This is a genomic window from Bradyrhizobium septentrionale, assembly GCF_011516645.4.
Classification (GTDB): Bacteria; Pseudomonadota; Alphaproteobacteria; order Rhizobiales; family Xanthobacteraceae; genus Bradyrhizobium; species Bradyrhizobium septentrionale.
In genome coordinates, this window is sequence record NZ_CP088285.1 from 2,431,434 (window position 1) to 2,446,452 (window position 15,019).

General features: G+C 63.8%; 16 protein-coding genes and 1 pseudogene. 6 read left to right on the forward strand and 11 right to left on the reverse strand.

The window, feature by feature from the left end; translation table 11 throughout:
- Positions 1–157 precede the first annotated feature (157 nt).
- The gene (locus HAP48_RS13325) at positions 158–1,906 is read left to right on the forward strand and encodes a flavin-containing monooxygenase (protein WP_166213413.1); all 1,749 of its coding nucleotides are present in this window, start codon (positions 158–160) and stop codon (positions 1,904–1,906) included.
- A gap of 77 nt (positions 1,907–1,983) precedes the next feature.
- Entirely contained in the window at positions 1,984–2,928 is a 945-nt protein-coding gene (locus HAP48_RS13330) for a metallophosphoesterase (protein ID WP_166213412.1), read from the forward strand.
- A 275-nt stretch (positions 2,929–3,203) separates the two neighbouring features.
- On the opposite strand, the gene HAP48_RS13335 is transcribed toward HAP48_RS13330, so the two are convergent.
- From HAP48_RS13335 to HAP48_RS13360, 6 genes and pseudogenes are all read right to left on the reverse strand, one after another.
- On the reverse strand, positions 3,204–4,472 hold the full coding sequence (locus HAP48_RS13335) for a S1C family serine protease (protein WP_166213411.1): 1,269 nt from the start codon (positions 4,470–4,472) through the stop codon (positions 3,204–3,206).
- 207 nt (positions 4,473–4,679) lie between these two features.
- Complete coding sequence (locus tag HAP48_RS13340; protein ID WP_224497152.1) at positions 4,680–4,925, reverse strand: hypothetical protein; 246 nt, start codon at positions 4,923–4,925, stop codon at positions 4,680–4,682.
- A 356-nt stretch (positions 4,926–5,281) separates the two neighbouring features.
- Positions 5,282–6,166, reverse strand: a pseudogene (locus tag HAP48_RS13345) (IS3 family transposase); the annotation flags it as partial.
- A gap of 9 nt (positions 6,167–6,175) precedes the next feature.
- Positions 6,176–7,543: an IS110 family RNA-guided transposase gene (locus HAP48_RS13350; RefSeq protein ID WP_166204212.1), complete on the reverse strand. Its 1,368-nt coding sequence runs from the start codon at positions 7,541–7,543 to the stop codon at positions 6,176–6,178.
- Positions 7,544–7,745: 202 nt separating this feature from the next.
- Positions 7,746–8,060 (reverse strand): transposase, encoded by a 315-nt coding sequence (locus tag HAP48_RS13355; RefSeq protein WP_166204213.1) that lies wholly within the window; start codon positions 8,058–8,060, stop codon positions 7,746–7,748.
- Positions 8,061–8,124: 64 nt separating this feature from the next.
- Positions 8,125–9,138 carry a 1-aminocyclopropane-1-carboxylate deaminase gene (locus HAP48_RS13360; protein WP_166213410.1) on the reverse strand — a complete coding sequence of 338 codons (1,014 nt, stop codon included), beginning with the start codon at positions 9,136–9,138 and terminating at the stop codon, positions 8,125–8,127.
- Positions 9,139–9,299: 161 nt separating this feature from the next.
- Here HAP48_RS13360 and HAP48_RS13365 point away from each other — a divergent pair, with 161 nt between their 5' ends.
- Positions 9,300–9,764, forward strand: coding sequence for an Lrp/AsnC family transcriptional regulator (locus HAP48_RS13365; protein WP_166213409.1), 465 nt, complete (start codon positions 9,300–9,302; stop codon positions 9,762–9,764).
- A 150-nt stretch (positions 9,765–9,914) separates the two neighbouring features.
- Here the strand turns inward: HAP48_RS13365 and HAP48_RS13370 are convergent, their stop codons facing one another.
- The gene (locus HAP48_RS13370; RefSeq protein WP_166213408.1) at positions 9,915–10,157 is read right to left on the reverse strand and encodes a hypothetical protein; all 243 of its coding nucleotides are present in this window, start codon (positions 10,155–10,157) and stop codon (positions 9,915–9,917) included.
- A gap of 405 nt (positions 10,158–10,562) precedes the next feature.
- On the opposite strand from HAP48_RS13370, the gene HAP48_RS13375 reads away from it, so the two are divergent.
- A complete protein-coding gene (locus HAP48_RS13375) occupies positions 10,563–10,769 on the forward strand; it encodes a hypothetical protein (RefSeq protein ID WP_029080494.1) in 207 nt (68 codons plus the stop codon).
- Positions 10,770–11,083: 314 nt separating this feature from the next.
- Positions 11,084–12,244 carry a LysM peptidoglycan-binding domain-containing protein gene (locus HAP48_RS13380; protein ID WP_166213407.1) on the forward strand — a complete coding sequence of 387 codons (1,161 nt, stop codon included), beginning with the start codon at positions 11,084–11,086 and terminating at the stop codon, positions 12,242–12,244.
- A gap of 16 nt (positions 12,245–12,260) precedes the next feature.
- Here the strand turns inward: HAP48_RS13380 and HAP48_RS13385 are convergent, their stop codons facing one another.
- Positions 12,261–12,641, reverse strand: coding sequence for a c-type cytochrome (locus HAP48_RS13385; protein ID WP_224497041.1), 381 nt, complete (start codon positions 12,639–12,641; stop codon positions 12,261–12,263).
- Between the two features lie 111 nt (positions 12,642–12,752).
- Here HAP48_RS13385 and HAP48_RS13390 point away from each other — a divergent pair, with 111 nt between their 5' ends.
- Complete coding sequence (locus HAP48_RS13390) at positions 12,753–13,595, forward strand: NAD-dependent protein deacetylase (RefSeq protein WP_275949062.1); 843 nt, start codon at positions 12,753–12,755, stop codon at positions 13,593–13,595.
- 24 nt (positions 13,596–13,619) lie between these two features.
- On the opposite strand, the gene HAP48_RS13395 is transcribed toward HAP48_RS13390, so the two are convergent.
- The 3 genes from HAP48_RS13395 to minD are packed head-to-tail and all read right to left on the reverse strand — an operon-like array spanning position 13,620 to position 15,006.
- Positions 13,620–13,916 (reverse strand): hypothetical protein, encoded by a 297-nt coding sequence (locus HAP48_RS13395; protein WP_166213405.1) that lies wholly within the window; start codon positions 13,914–13,916, stop codon positions 13,620–13,622.
- Positions 13,913–14,191, reverse strand: a complete 279-nt coding sequence (gene minE / locus HAP48_RS13400) for a cell division topological specificity factor MinE (protein WP_029080499.1) — start codon at positions 14,189–14,191, stop codon at positions 13,913–13,915. Before minE ends, HAP48_RS13395 begins: the two co-directional genes overlap by 4 nt.
- Positions 14,191–15,006: a septum site-determining protein MinD gene (gene minD / locus HAP48_RS13405; protein ID WP_029080500.1), complete on the reverse strand. Its 816-nt coding sequence runs from the start codon at positions 15,004–15,006 to the stop codon at positions 14,191–14,193. Before minD ends, minE begins: the two co-directional genes overlap by 1 nt.
- Positions 15,007–15,019: the final 13 nt, after the last annotated feature.

Genomic DNA, 15,019 nt, shown 5'->3' on the forward strand with positions numbered 1-15,019 from the left:
CGGCGCTCCGATACCGTTGCTGTCAACGCAGCGGCATAGGAGCCATACCCGGCGCGGCAACGCATGCGCTTGCGGGCCGCGCCGCCCTCGCCCTAATCTTTGCCCTGTCGCGTCCAACGAGGCACGGCCAAAGCTAAAGATAGGGAAGAGACGGGCCATGGCTCAGGAGAGCACCGCGCGCAAAGCTGCGCGCCCTGCCGAAACCGGAACGTTCGATGCGGTCGTGATCGGCGCGGGATTCGCCGGCATGTACATGTTGCATCGGCTGCGCGGGCTCGGCTTCACAGCGCGAGTGTTCGAGGCCGGCGGCGGCGTCGGCGGCACCTGGTACTGGAATCGCTATCCCGGCGCACGCTGCGACGTCGAGAGCCTGCAATACTCCTTCTCATTCTCCGAGGAGCTCGACCAGGACTGGAGCTGGTCGGAGAAGTATTCTCCGCAGCCCGAAATTCTCGCCTACGCCAACCACGTCGCCGACCGCTTCGACCTGCGCAGCCAGATCGTATTCGACACCCGCGTCACCGCGGCGACCTTCGACGAGAAGGCAGGCCACTGGCTGATCGAGACCGACCGCGGCGACAGGGTCACCGCGAAATTCTGCATCATGGCGGTGGGCTGCCTGTCGGCGCCGAACCGTCCGGCCTTCACCGGCATGGAGGATTTCCGCGGGCCGATCTATCACACCGGCGAATGGCCGCATGAGGGCGTCGACTTCACCGGCCTGCGCGTCGGCGTCATCGGCACCGGCTCGTCCGCGATCCAGTCGATCCCGATCATCGCGCAGCAGGCATCCGAGCTCACGGTGTTCCAGCGCACCGCGACCTGGTCGGTGCCGGCGTGGAACGAGCGGCTGTCGGCGGAGTATCTGAAGGAAGCCAAGGCGCATTATCCGGAGCTACGTGCCAAGGCCCGCGCGCGCCCGACCGGCTTCTACTTCCAGTTCAACGCCCAGCCGGCCTTGGAGGCGAGCGAGCAGGAACGCGAGCGGCTCTATGAGGAAGCCTGGCAGCGCGGCGGCCTGCCCTTCCTCGGCGCTTTCGGCGACCTCTTGTTCGAGCAGGCCGCCAACGACACCATCGCCGATTTCACACGGGAGAAGATCCGCGGCATCGTCAAGGATCCCGCAACCGCCGAGCTGCTGTGCCCGCAAAACGTGTTCGGCTGCAAGCGGCTCTGCGTCGATACCAACTATTTCGAGACCTACAATCTGCCGCATGTGAAGCTGGTCGACGTGTCGAAGACGCCGATCCAACGCATCACGGGTGATGCGATCGTGGTTGACGGCACCGAATACAGGTGCGATGCGATCGTCTCCGCGACCGGCTTTGCCGCGATGACCGGCTCGTTCGACAAGATCGCGATCACCGGCCGCGGCAGGCAGACGCTGGCCGAGAAATGGCGCGCCGGCCCGCGCGCCTATCTCGGCCTCGCCTCGGAGGGCTTCCCGAACCTGTTCATGATCACCGGGCCCGGCAGCCCGTCGGTGCTCGCGAGCATGATCCAGGCGATCGAGCAGCATGTCGACTGGCTGGCGGATTGCATCAGTCATATGCGCGACATCGGCGCCGGCACGATCGAGGCGGTGCGCGACGACGAGGACGCCTGGGTCGCCCATGTCAACGACGTCTCCACCGTTTCGCTGCGCTCGACCTGCAGCTCCTGGTATGTCGGCGCCAACATCCCGGGCCGTCCCCGCGTGTTCATGCCCTATATCGGCGGCTTCCCGATCTATGTGCAGAAATGCAATGAGGTGATGAATTCGGGTTATGACGGCTTCGTGCTGCAGGGCGGGCGCAACGGCAACGCGCCGCCGCAGGTGCGCTTCACCGAGCGCTGGCAGGTGCCGCTCGACATCGAGGTGATCTCGCCGGCCGCGGTCGCCGCCAGGCGCGTTCCCATGGTCTGAGCAGCGGCGGTATCCCCACCGGGATCGCGCATGATAGTGTCGTCCCGGCCCGCGCTTCGCGGGCCGCACGGGGGACGATGGCCGACACGGCACTGCAGGGATTGGTCGAGCGGATCGGCTCACATCACGTCGTGCGCCGGCTTTCGATCGAGGCCGCGCACGAGAAGCAGCTGTTCGGCCAGGGCACGCTGGTGTTCAACGTCGAGAACTGGAATCTGGCGCCGCGGATCGTCACGACCGCGCTTAAGGCGGCCGGCCTCTACGGCCGCGCGCGGCGCAACGCCGACCGGGTCGAGGTACGACGCAATCCGGTGACGTCGGCACGCCTGCCTGCAGCCTTTGACGGCTTCACCATCCTTCAGCTCAGCGATCTCCACGCCGACATCAGCGCCGGCGCGATGCAGCATCTCACGGACATCGCGCACACCATCGCCTGCGACATCTGCGTCCTGACCGGCGACTATCGCGGCAAGACGTTTGGCCCGTTCGAGAAAAGCCTCGCGCTGATGAGGGATCTCTGCGCGCGGATCAAGCTGCCGCTCTATGGCATCCTCGGCAATCATGACAGCATCCGCATGACGCCGGCGCTGGAGGCGATGGGCATCAGGATGTTGTTCAACGAGCAGGAGCCGATCACGCGCGACGGCGCAACGATCCATCTCGCCGGGATCGATGACGCGCATTTCTATCGCATCGACGACATTGCGAAGGCTGCCGCTGCGATCCCGCGCGATGCGTTCTCGATCCTCTTGGCGCACACGCCGGAATCCTATCGCGAAGCAGCGGCAGCCGGCTTCGACCTGATGCTGAGCGGCCATACCCATGGCGGCCAGCTCTGCCTGCCCGGCGGCATCGCGATCAAGCTGGAGGCGCGGCTGCCGCGCCGCATGGGCAGAGGCCCCTGGCGCTTCCATCAGCTTGCCGGATATACATCGGCCGGTGCCGGCACCAGCCTGGCGCCGGTGCGGCTGAATTGCCCGGCCGAGATCACGGTGCACACGCTGCGGCGGCTCGGCCGCTGAGCTCTGATACCCCGCCTGCACGTGGCAGTCGCAGGCGCGAATTGCCAAAATATCGAAAACAACCCCATGCAAAGTAGCCGGCGGCTGCCCGGACTTCGCAGGGAAAGACATGTGGCCGATAGAGCGGGATGACTCTTCTTCGAATCGTCATCCCGCCCTATCTCTTTGTTTTGAGCATGATCTTTGCGGAAAACCGCTACACACTTTTCCGGATCATGCTCTAGCCATATGCGATCGCCCTGCCGTAAGGACGGGGAGAGGGAGTAGCGGAGGTCTCAATTTCCCCGTTTCGCACCCGCGCTTTGTTCGTTCACCTTGCATACGATCAGGAGCGTATAGCCGCGCGCGTCCTTTGCGATCTCGGACGTCTCCCGCTTTGACGCATCACGCCACTCGGCTGTCTGGTACTGCACGGCGCTGTTGTCGAGGAAGTCGCGCAACGCGCCGGTCTTGATCGCGAAATTGATGTTCTCCGGGATGCTTCCCGTGGCCCGCGCGACCCTGACGGCGTCGAGCTTCGCGGCCACGACGCCGACCACACCGCCGCCAAGATCGAACAGCGGGCCGCCGCTGTTGCCGGGCTGCACCGCGGCGCTGATCTGCAGGAAGCGGGTGTCGTTGAGGATGCCGCTCAGCGAAGAGACGATGCCCGTGGTCACGGTGAAATCTGATGTCAGCAGCCCGTGATAGGGGTAACCGATCGCCACCACTCCGTTGCCGACCGGAATGGCATTCTGCCTGATCTTGGCGACGTCCTTGAACGGGGACGGCGCCTGCAGCAGTGCGAGATCGTTGGTTTCATCGCTCGACACCAGCCGCAGCTTGACTGGCGCCTCGCCGCTCAGATTACCCGTAATCTCGCTGCAGCCATCGATGACATGATGGTTGGTGACGACATGGCCGGTGCTGCTGACCACAAAACCGGTGCCGGTCCCGCCCCTGGCCTGCTTCTGTGGCGGGTTCGGTGCAGACTGCGCCGGTGCAGCCTGCGGGGCCGCCACGGGCTTCGCCGCGACCGCGAATTCCCCGGCACTGGCGACGCCGTTCTTCTTCACCGACATGACGCAGTTGAGCAGCGCCGGCAGCAATTGTCCGGTCTGATTCAGGTTGAACTGAAACAATTGTCCCTGCGCGAATGCCGTCATCTGGCGCGCCTTGCGGAACTGATTGATCAAATTGGAGTTCACGGGCATCTCGACATTCACGAGCGTGGTGCCAAGCGGCATGCCGTAGACATTGAACGCCGGCTGGCCGTCAAAGGTCAGCGCAAGCGGAAAGGCCTCGCCCGGCGTCAGACGCCAGCTCTCATGGGCAAAGCCCAGCCGCCAGCTGCCGTTTTCGGCGATCGCCACCATGAAGAAGATGCCGCTCTGGTAGGTCGACCCCGCCGAGCAATGCGTGAACGCGCCGCTCTTGTCGTCGGTGAAGGCGCCGCCTTTCCAGTTGCCGACCGTGATCGAGCCATAGGGGCCGCGGGCGCTCGACGGAGTTGCAGACACAAGCAGGCAAACGGCCGCAACGACCGCCCAGATCACAACTCTCATGACACGCACTCCCCAGCCACAACCCCATCATAGGAGGCGGAGAAATTCATCCGCAAGTGGTGCGCGGCTTGGTCTTTGGTCCTGCGGCCACGCAATACCGCCGCGGATGAGGCATTCGCCACACCCTCAGGTTACATGGCGACATGTTCCTATTTTGTTCCTTTGATGTCAACCCGGACATAATCCAAGCGCCGCGAAAGCGGGATGCTACTGCGGCTCCCGAACCGAGGACTGCGCCGGCGGATCCGGATCGTTGAACCAGTACCAGGATGCGAGGGCATGCACGCTGACGCCGATCAGGAAGATGCCGGCATAGAGCTCGACCTCGCTGTTCAGCGCCAGCAGGCGGGTGCGCGGCATATAGCCATGGTTCTGGTAGACCCAGAACCAATGTCCCACGGCGACGATGCCAATGCCGAGCGCGGCGATGGCCCGGCCGGCCGCATTCATCATCCTCACGCGACGGTCTCCCAACTCGCCCGGCACGATGAAGATACCGGGCGAAGCTGACGCGGACCTGACGCGGCAACGGAGGGGGCTTGTAACCCGGGTGGAGCCAACGGGTCGCGCGAACGCGCGCCCGATGACAGGCTCCACGAAGTCCGGGACGGTATTTCCGCAGAGGGTGCTGTCTTCCCCTTCCCCCTGAAAGGGGGAAGGTCGGGATGGGGGTCAGCCGCAGGCGACGCTGCAAGCGGAGAAAGCAGATCCCCACCCGCTTTGCTCTGGCGCGCAAAGCGACCTCCCCTTTTCAAGGGGAGGTTTGGAGCAGCGTAGCCGCTGATCTTCCCCCGAAAAAGTGGACAGGGTTAAGCTGGTTTTAGCTCCATCTCGATCGGGGCGAGGTACCCGATGGCGGAATGGAGTCGAGTTCGATTGTAGAAGCCCTCAATGAAGGCGAAGATATCGCGCTGGGCCTCGGCCCGGGTCTCATATTGGCGATGATGAACGAGCTCGGTCTTCAGGGTATGGAAGAAGCTCTCCATCGGGGCATTGTCGTAGCAGTCGGCTTTGCGGCTCATTGATGCCGTGATGCCGGCGGCCGACAGGATCGCGCGATAGTCCTGTGAGGCGTACTGCACGCCGCGATCGGAGTGATGGATCAATCCGCCTTCCGGATGCTGCTGCTGGATTGCCATCTTCAAGGCGGACGAGGCGAGTTCGACCTGCATGTGATCCCGCATCGCCCAACCGACGATCTTGCGGCTGAAGAGGTCCATGATGGCCGCCAGGTAGAGCCAGCCCTCTGCAGTCGGAATGTAGGTAATATCGGCGAGCCAGATCCGGTTTGGGGCCGCGGCTGCAAAATGACGTTCGATGAGGTTCGGCGCGATCGGCAGGCCGTGGCGGCTGTCGGTGGTCCGAACGCGACGCGGTGATGCCATGATGGCGCGGATGCCGTGCCGATGCATCAAGCGTTCGATCCGGCCACGGCTGGCGCCACGTCCCTGTACCCGCAGAGCGGCATGGACCCGCGGACTGCCATAGCGTCCGCCACTGTCTTGATGGACCTGTCGGATCGCAGCCAGCAGCGCGGCATTGGTGGTTGCGCGTGCGTTTACCGGGCGCTCACGCCAAGCGTAATAGCCGGCCGCCGAGACCCCGAGCACGGCGCACATCAGCCGCACCGGATAGGCGTCGCGATGGTCCTCAATGAAGCGGAAGCTCATGTCCGGGTTCCGGCAAAGATCGCGATCGACTTCCTAAGAAACAGCCTGATTGGCGTTGCACGGAATGGCCTGCAAGACAAAGCCGAGCGATTTGGCCCGGCGCTGAAGGTTAGCGAGGACGCGGCTGCGATATTGTCGCTCATATTGGTCGGCACCTGGATCCCTGTAGCTCATGCCATGCCGGAGTGTGTTGTAGAATAAAACTGCAATCTTGCGGGCGGTCGCCGTCACCGCCTTCGACTTGCCCGCGCGTGAGGACAGCCGGCGATAGAATGCTCCGAGCGCCGTATCGCTCCGCCCCACGGTTGTGGCTGCCAATCGCAGTAGTGCGGCTGCCCGGCTGGAGGATCTCCGCGTGCGTGAAGATAGTACCTTGCCACCGGAGATTTTGTTGCCGGGTGCGAGGCAGAGCCAAGAGGTGAAGTGCTTGGCGGTTGGCCACGCCCTCAGATCCTTGCCGCACTCGCCGACGAGCTTCAATGCGAGTGACGGACCCAGCCCATGGATCTCAGTCAGATCAACGCCGAGCACACCGTACAGCGCGGTCCTGACATCGAAGGTGGGTGTGTTGACCTGCTTGGTCTTTACGCGTGGCTGGGATAGCTTTCCGACCGGCTTTGCTTCTCTGTTGCTAAGCGCGGCGATCAAGACTTCGAGCTTGCGGTCGCAGTCCAGCATCTTCGCCTGGTAGATGTCGTAGAGTTCCAGCGATTGGGTCAGAGCGAAGACATGTTCCTCCCGGTCGTTGCCGATCAGCGCCGCGCGGATCGTCTCCGTTGAAGAATGGCAGCGCACGTCTCGATAGGTTGCCAGAACGTCGGGATTGCGCTCGCCTGCAACAATGGCTCGGATAATCCGCATACCAGTCGCTCCGGTGATATCCGAGACGACATGATGGAGCTGCAGGTTCATCTCCATCAGAGCCTTCTGCATGTGCTGGATATGGGCGGCAGCATATTCAACCAGCCGCTCCCGCTGGCGCAGATAAGCGCGCAGGGTCGCAATCTCGGCATCGGGACGGAAGCTGCCGCGTAACAGCCCATAGGAATGAAGCTGGCGTAACCACGCAGCATCGCTGACATCGGTCTTGCGCCCGGGCACATTCTTGGCATACCGCGCGTTGACCAGAATGACCTCGAACCCGCGCTGCTCCAGAATCTCGTAGACCGGGATCCAATAGACGCCAGTGGATTCCATCGCGACGCTGGTCACACCGCATGTCTTGAACCAGTCCGCCAGACTATGCAGGTCCTGTGTGAACGTGCTGAACGTGCGCACTGGGACATCGGTGCAGGCCGGGTTCACGGCGGCCATGTGCATCTTTGATCCGATGTCGATGGCAGCCGCCCCGACGTTGACTGGCTTCAATTCCGGGCGATCTGCAGTTGTCGTCTTGAGCATTGCGGGTCCTCCGTCCAATCATGGGCAGGAGGGTCTGGGTTATGCCAATTTGTCATCTTCCTAATCGGGATCGCCGCCGGAGCGCCGTCACCACTCTCAAGTCCGCATGCACCCATGGACCACGTTTTTTAACGGGGACAGTGCCTCCAATAAGCTGACGGCCGCTACCCTCCCGGCCTCAGACGATAGCACAAGGCTGTTTCTACCCCGCGCAGGCACGCCACGGCGCTGGACAGTTTTTTAAAATGTCCCGCTCCATGCGCAGCCGCTCATTCTCCTCGCGCAGCCGGGCGATCTCGGCAGCCTGGTCCGCCGGCATCGGCGTCGCTTGCGTCGTGGGGCGCCGCGCCGCCGCTGCCGGCTCCTGCCGGAGCTTCTCCACCCAGCGCCGCAGCACCGAATCACGCAGACCGAGTTCCTTGCCGACCGACGTGATCGACCGGCCACTCGATACCACGAGTTCAGCGGCCTGCCGCTTGTACTCCTCGGTAAACGACCGACGTTGACGCTCTTGCATCCGACACCTCCGGGCTCTCTGAGCCTACTACAGGTGTCCACTCATTCGGAGGAGGTTCACCGCCTCACCCGTTCCTGAACGCGTAGGCGTAGCCGTTGAGCGCCGGTGCGCCGCCGAGATGGGCGTAGAGCACCTTCGATCCGGCCGGGAAGAAGCCCTTCTGCACCAGATCGATCATGCCCTGCATCGATTTCCCCTCATAGACGGGGTCGGTGATCATGCCTTCGAGCCGCGCGCTGAGGCGGATCGCCGCCTTCGTCTCTTCCGAGGGCACGCCATAGGCGGGATAGGCGTAATCCTCGATCAGCACGACATCGTCCTCGACGATGTCGCGGCCGAGCTCGACAAGTTTCGCGGTGTTCTGCGCGATCGACAGCACCTGCGCCTTGGTCTGGGCGGGCGTGAACGAACCGTCAATGCCGATCACGTTGCGCGCGCGCCCGTCGGCGGCGAAGCCGACCAGCATGCCGGCGTGGGTCGAGCCGGTCACCGTGCAGACGACGATGTAGTCGAACTTGACGCCGAGCTGGCGCTCCTGCGCGCGCACCTCTTCGGCGAAGCCGACATAACCGAGCCCGCCATATTTGTGCACGGAGGCGCCGGCCGGAATGGCGTAGGGCTTGCCGCCCGCCGCCTTCACCTCCTCGATCGCCTGCTCCCAGCTCTTGCGGATGCCGATGTCGAAACCTTCGTCGACCAGGCGCACATCGGCGCCCATCACGCGCGAGAGCAGGATGTTGCCGACACGGTCGTAGACCGCGTCCTCATGCGGCACCCAGCTTTCCTGCACCAGCCGGCACTTCATGCCGATCTTGGCCGCGACGGCCGCCACCATGCGCGTATGGTTCGACTGCACGCCGCCGATCGAGACCAGCGTGTCGGCGTTGGAGGCGATCGCATCAGGAATGATGTATTCGAGCTTGCGCAGCTTGTTGCCGCCGAAGGCTAAGCCCGAATTGCAATCCTCGCGCTTGGCGTAGAGCTCGACCTTGCCGCCGAGATGCTTTGACAGCCGATCGAGCTTCTCGATGGCGGTCGGTCCGAAGGTGAGCGGATAGCGCGCGAACTTCTCCAGCATACTGGCATCCTCTTTGGTGGTCTGGAACGGCGGCCACACCTATCACCCCAGGCGCGAAAGGTGTTCTCTAACTCAGCCCTCGCAGCTACCGATGATTGCTGGTTCTGGCGCAGATGCTATGTTTTCTTTCATAAACCAGTCCAACAGTGAGAGATTCTTCCATGTCCGCCCGGCTCGATCGCATCGACCTCAAGATGTTGAGATTGCTGCAGAAGAACGGCCGGCTCAGCAATGCCGAGCTGGCCGATCAGGTCGGCGTCAGCCCCGCCACCTGTCATCGCCGGACGCAAGCGCTGTTCGACGAGGGCTATGTCAGCGGCGTCCGCGCCATGGTGGCGCCGCGCAAGCTCGGCAAGGGCACGCTGGTGATGGTCGGCGTCGTGCTCGACCGCTCGACGCCGGAGAGCTTTGCGAGCTTCGAGCAGGCCGTGGCGAAGCTCAAATGCGTGCTCGACTGCCACCTCGTCGCCGGCGATTTCGACTACTTCCTCAAGATCCGCGCCGGCGACGTCGACGACTTCAAGCGCATCCATGGCGACCAGCTGATCGCACTGCCCGGCGTGCGCCAGACCCGCACCTTCTTCGTGATGAAGGAGGTGGTGGACAATGCGGCGCTGGAGTTTTGAGCCGCTAAAGCGCGATGAGATTGGGTTGAATCGTCATCGCGCTTTAGCTCGTTGTTTGAGCATGATCTCCGCGCAAACGCGTTCCGCGTTTGTCGCGAAGGAAAACCGCTTCGCACTTTTCCGGATCATGCTTTAGCTCCGCTCGGCAACCTACTTCGAAGCTTTGGCGATCTTGTGCCCGAGATGGCCGGTCTGATGATCTCTGCGGAGTTGGCTCAGCGACGTCTCATTCAGTGCGGCCAGGACATCGCTCAACTTCTCGGTTTCGGGATAACCCGCCGCGAAACCCGGCCCGTAAACCTTGCGCAGGGTGCGCAGCAGCGTGTCGCCGTGCTTGCCGCTGATTTCGCCGTCCTTGTTGGGATGCCGATTGTCGAGACCTGGCTTGCTCATGCTGCTCTCCCTTGCGCTTTTTGCTGGCAGCATCTGCCTGCGGAGACCAAATGGCAATTGAGGCCGCATAAATGGGCTGGGGAACCCCTTCCAACGCCCTCATACAGCCTTCGTCGAAGGCGAGTATTGGGTGGCTATTTGCGGCGTATTCGGTCAATGTGACTTACGTGCTCCTGCGGACTCCAGAGAGGCCGGACGCGGCAATCGTAGCAGCAAGTTGCGTCGATACGGGAAGCCACAGCTCCATTGCGTCACAGCACAGTCCTGCGTTAGAGCGTTCTCGAGCGAAGTGGACCCCGGTTCGCGTGAAGAAAACGCGTCAAAACAAAAAGCTAGAGCTTCGGTTCTGATTTAATCAGAGCCGAAAATGCTCTAGAGCACCCCCTACACTGCAGAGGTGGACAGATGTCATATGCCTACAAGCTGAATGAAGACGTTCACCACCGGGCCCAGGGGCCGCAGGGGCGTGCCGAGGCCGATCAGCCGGCGGTCTACACCATCGTTCAACGCATGCCGATTGAAGCAGACGGACGGCTTCGATACCGCATCAGGAGCAAAGCCGGCAACATCGAGCGCGTGGTGACGGAAGAGCAGCTGTCGTACTCTCAATAGGCAATGCGCGGCCGTCGAAATCGGCGCAGGTCGATGGCTTCGAGCGCGTCCATGTCGACCGGGTGAGCGCGCCACGCGGCGTGCGGCAGACCCGCACATCCTTCGTCATGAAGCAGGTGGTGGACAATGCGGCACCGGAGTTTTGAGCCTGACATGATCAGTGCCGCGGAGTGGCGGTGAGTTGGCTCGGCCGGGCGACCCGGGAGGAGTAATCCTCTCATTCGACTTGATGGGCCGCGCAAATCGGCGCAATCTCACCCGGAATCCCCTCAGGGTGCGGGGATGCGAGCGCGGACGCGCGGGGACATCCGCGGATGACGATCATGAACGTCACGACGATGAGACTGGTCATACCGTTGCTGGCACTTGCCGCCGGCGGCACGGCGGCGCTCGTCTACGGCATCCACCAAACCCAGCAAATCCTCGGCGTGAGCACGCCTTTGATGGCGACAGCGCCATCCGCGCCGGCGGTTCCCGCGCAAGACCAGGACAAGACGCCGCTGGCAAAGGCGCAAACCGAGACCGCGGCGCTGGCCAACGCGCTGGCAGGACCACCGCCAGCACCGGGCAGCGGTGCGGTGCCGGAGTTCGACGTCGTCAGCATCGAGCCGACCGGCGAGACCGTCGTCGCCGGCAGGGCAGCGCCGGGCGCAACGGTAGAATTGCTGCGCAATGGCGAGGTGCACGATCGCATCGTGGCTGATGCATCCGGCCAGTTCGTCATGGTTCCGCGCCCGCTTCCGCCGGGAAACTATGACCTGACCCTGCGCATCACGCGCGACGGCAAGCAGGTGACCTCCAAGCAGAGCGTGGCCGTGGCGCTCGAGGCTGCGGCAAGGGAGCGGCCGATGGTGGCGCTGATGGCGCCGGACAAACCGATCCGGGTGCTGTCGCAACCCGCAGCCGCGGCCCCGGGGGCCGGGAAGGTGGCGGTCGAGGCCGTCGAGACCGAACCGGGCGGCAAGCTCCGTGTGAGCGGTCAGGCAGCTCCCGGCGCGACCGTCAGGCTCTACCTCAACGACAGCTTGATCACATCCGCCACGGCCGACGAGGCGGGGCACCTCTCGGTCACGATCAACAAGGGCGTCACGGCTGGCGATTATCGGATCCGGCTTGACGACGTCGACCCCGGCTCCGGCAAGGTCCGTGCGCGTGCCGAGGTGCCGTTCAACGTTCCGGAGACGACGGCGACCGCATCGATCCCGGTCCCCGGAACGTCTTCCAGCCGTGCGGATGTATCCGCAACGCAGCTGGCGGCGGCGACAACCACCGCGACAGTGAGTTCACCCTCCGCCGTGATCGTGCCGAAGATCACGACGACCACCGTGGTCCGCGGCGACAGTCTGTGGCGGATCAGCCAGCGCGCACTCGGCGCCGGGCAGCGCTACGCGGTGATCTATCGGGCCAACCAGCAGCAGATCCGCAATCCGAACTTGATCTATCCAGGCCAGGTCTTCGTCCTGCCGACACGGTGAGTCCGGCACTCTCCGGTCACTTGCCGGGTGATTTCAGGAAGGCCACGATCCCAGCGCGATCCTCCGCCGAGCGCACCCCGGTGTATGGCTTCATGCCGTTGCCCGACACCAGCGCGTCCGGATCCTCGATGAAGCGCAGCAACCTGTCCTCGTCCCAGACGATGTCGGATGATTTCATCGCCTCCGAATAGCGATAGTTTGCCACCGATCCGGCCTTGCGGCCGATGATGTTGTGCAGGTTCGGGCCGGCGCGGTTGTCGCCGTCCTTGACCGTGTGGCAGGTGCGGCAGGAATTGTTGAACGCCTGCTCGCCGGACGCGCCGGCATCCTGGCCACGGGATGCCGACAACGGCAGGACGGTCAGCCCGCAAAGCAGGATCATGAAACTTGGCCGCATGGATCACTCCGTTGGCAATCGCGCCGGGCAAGGCAGCGCGCGTAAAACCGTCTCGGGTGCCATGCCGTCAACGCAGAGGCCACGGGAAAGGTCCTCTGCGGCAGGCTCTCCATCTGGCGCACATGCGCGCGTCACACTAGATGTGCTGCCATGCAACACCCCGCCCTCGAGGATTTCGTCGCCGGCCACCAGCGCCTGTTTGTCCTGACCGGTGCCGGCTGCAGCACCAATTCCGGCATTCCCGACTATCGCGACAGCGACGGCAACTGGAAGCGAACTCGGCCGGTCACCATCCAGGCATTCCTAGGTGAGGCCGCAACGCGGCAGCGCTATTGGGCGCGCAGCATGGTCGGCTGGCGGCGATTCGGCCGCGCCATGCCGAACGGCGCGCATCGTGCGCTGGCCAAGCTCGAACAACAGGGCCGCTGCGAGCTACTGTTGACCCAGAACGTCGATCGTTTGCACCAGGCCGCGGGCAGCCAGCGCGTGATCGACCTGCACGGCCGCCTCGACGTGGTCCGCTGCCTCGGCTGCTCTGCGACGATGCCGCGCGAACAATTTCAGGGTGAACTGGCGCGGCTGAATCCGGCCTGGCTCGCACTTGATGCCGCTGATGCGCCTGATGGCGACGCCGACCTCGAGCAGGATTTTTCATCGTTCGTGGTGCCGGCCTGCGAAGCCTGCGGCGGCGTGCTGAAGCCCGATGTGGTGTTCTTCGGCGAGAACGTGCCGCGCGACACGGTCGCTTCGGCGCAGACGCATCTCGAACAGGCCGACGCGCTGCTGATCGTCGGCTCCTCGCTGATGGTCTATTCCGGCTTCCGCTTCGTGCGGATGGCCGAGCAACGCGGGTTGCCAATTGCCGCCGTCAATCTCGGCCGCACCCGAGCCGACGACCTGCTCACGCTCAAGGTCGAGGACCAGTGCGAGACCGCGCTGTCGTTTCTGCTGTAGATCAGCGCTCGCTCGCGTCTGCTCTCACGCCCGATGGCGCTGCGATTTGGCCATCGGCATGTTGGCGTTCCAGTGCGTCCAGCTCACGCTGGCGAGGCTGCGCTGGTCCGTCGCCAGCGGGCGACGGGTGCGGCGCTCATACTCGGCGATGCAGCGGCCTGACTCGCCGATCTTGCGCTGCAATTCGTCGATCGTCATCTGCGTCGCGCGGCCGCAATTGGCCTTGCCGAGCTGATCGGCCTCGATCGCCTTCAACGCCGCGCGGAGCTTTTTGAGCTGCGCGCGCTGCCAGGCAATATGGCTGTCGCTGTCTGCCGTCATGAGGCTGCCACCATCTTTGATCGTTGCACGCCGTTGGGAACCTCGATGTCGACCTCGAGCATCGAGACGAACTTGCCGCGATCCATCCGGATCACGATCTTGTCGGGATCAAGATCGACATGTTTGGACACCACGCTCAGGATTTCCGAGCGGAGGGTCTCCAGAAGATCGGGCGCACCGCTCCGGCCACGCTCATGCGCGAGCAGGATTTGCAGCCGCTCCCGTGCCACGGGGGCGGACCCTGCACGGCCGCCAAAGAGCCGCATCAGGTTCATCACGCAGCCCTCCGTCGCAGCAGCCGGTCCATGAGCCCCTTTCGCTCGACCGGCACCTTCATTTCGATCTGCTCGCCCATCAGGCGCCGCACCGCGTCGCTATATGCGCGCGCCGGCGCGCTGCCGGCATTGTTCAGCGTCACCGGACAGCCGACATTGGAGGCGCGCAGCACGTCCTGGCTTTCCGGGACAATGCCGAGCAAGGGGGTCGCAAGGATTTCCAGGATATCGTCGATCGACAGCATCTCGCCGCGCGCGGCGCGGCCGGCATCGTAGCGGGTGACCAGCAGATGCTTCTCGACCCGCTCGCCGCGTTCGGCGCGGGCCGTTTTGGAGTCCAGCATGCCGATGATGCGGTCGGAGTCGCGCACCGACGACACTTCGGGATTGGTGACGATGATGGCCTCGTCGGCGTAGCGCATCGCGAGCGTCGCGCCACGTTCGATACCGGCCGGGCTGTCGCACAGGATCCAGTCGAACTTGGTCTTGAGATCCGCGATGACACGCTTGACGCCCTCTTCGGTCAGCGCGTCCTTGTCGCGGGTCTGCGACGCCGGCAGCAGCCAGAGGTTCTCCAGCCGCTTGTCGCGGATCAGGGCCTGCGGCAGTTTCGCAACCCCTTGCACCACGTTGATGAGGTCGAATACGACCCGGCGCTCCGCGCCCATCACCAAATCGAGGTTACGCAGGCCAACGTCGAAGTCGATGACGACGACGTTCTGGCCCATTTGCGCGAGCGCCGCGCCAAGCGCGGCGGTGGAGGTCGTCTTGCCGACTCCTCCCTTCCCAGACGTCACGACCAAAACCTTGGCCATTTCTCTCTCTCCT

Coding starts and splice junctions, on each gene's coding strand:
- HAP48_RS13325 (WP_166213413.1), top strand. CDS start 158: ATGGCTCAGGAGAGCACCGCGCGCAAAGCTGCGCGCCCTGCCGAAACC.
- HAP48_RS13330 (WP_166213412.1), top strand. CDS start 1,984: ATGGCCGACACGGCACTGCAGGGATTGGTCGAGCGGATCGGCTCACAT.
- HAP48_RS13335 (WP_166213411.1), bottom strand. CDS start 4,472: ATGAGAGTTGTGATCTGGGCGGTCGTTGCGGCCGTTTGCCTGCTTGTG.
- HAP48_RS13340 (WP_224497152.1), bottom strand. CDS start 4,925: ATGATGAATGCGGCCGGCCGGGCCATCGCCGCGCTCGGCATTGGCATC.
- HAP48_RS13350 (WP_166204212.1), bottom strand. CDS start 7,543: ATGCTCAAGACGACAACTGCAGATCGCCCGGAATTGAAGCCAGTCAAC.
- HAP48_RS13355 (WP_166204213.1), bottom strand. CDS start 8,060: ATGCAAGAGCGTCAACGTCGGTCGTTTACCGAGGAGTACAAGCGGCAG.
- HAP48_RS13360 (WP_166213410.1), bottom strand. CDS start 9,138: ATGCTGGAGAAGTTCGCGCGCTATCCGCTCACCTTCGGACCGACCGCC.
- HAP48_RS13365 (WP_166213409.1), top strand. CDS start 9,300: ATGTCCGCCCGGCTCGATCGCATCGACCTCAAGATGTTGAGATTGCTG.
- HAP48_RS13370 (WP_166213408.1), bottom strand. CDS start 10,157: ATGAGCAAGCCAGGTCTCGACAATCGGCATCCCAACAAGGACGGCGAA.
- HAP48_RS13375 (WP_029080494.1), top strand. CDS start 10,563: ATGTCATATGCCTACAAGCTGAATGAAGACGTTCACCACCGGGCCCAG.
- HAP48_RS13380 (WP_166213407.1), top strand. CDS start 11,084: ATGACGATCATGAACGTCACGACGATGAGACTGGTCATACCGTTGCTG.
- HAP48_RS13385 (WP_224497041.1), bottom strand. CDS start 12,641: ATGCGGCCAAGTTTCATGATCCTGCTTTGCGGGCTGACCGTCCTGCCG.
- HAP48_RS13395 (WP_166213405.1), bottom strand. CDS start 13,916: ATGACGGCAGACAGCGACAGCCATATTGCCTGGCAGCGCGCGCAGCTC.
- minE (WP_029080499.1), bottom strand. CDS start 14,191: ATGAACCTGATGCGGCTCTTTGGCGGCCGTGCAGGGTCCGCCCCCGTG.
- minD (WP_029080500.1), bottom strand. CDS start 15,006: ATGGCCAAGGTTTTGGTCGTGACGTCTGGGAAGGGAGGAGTCGGCAAG.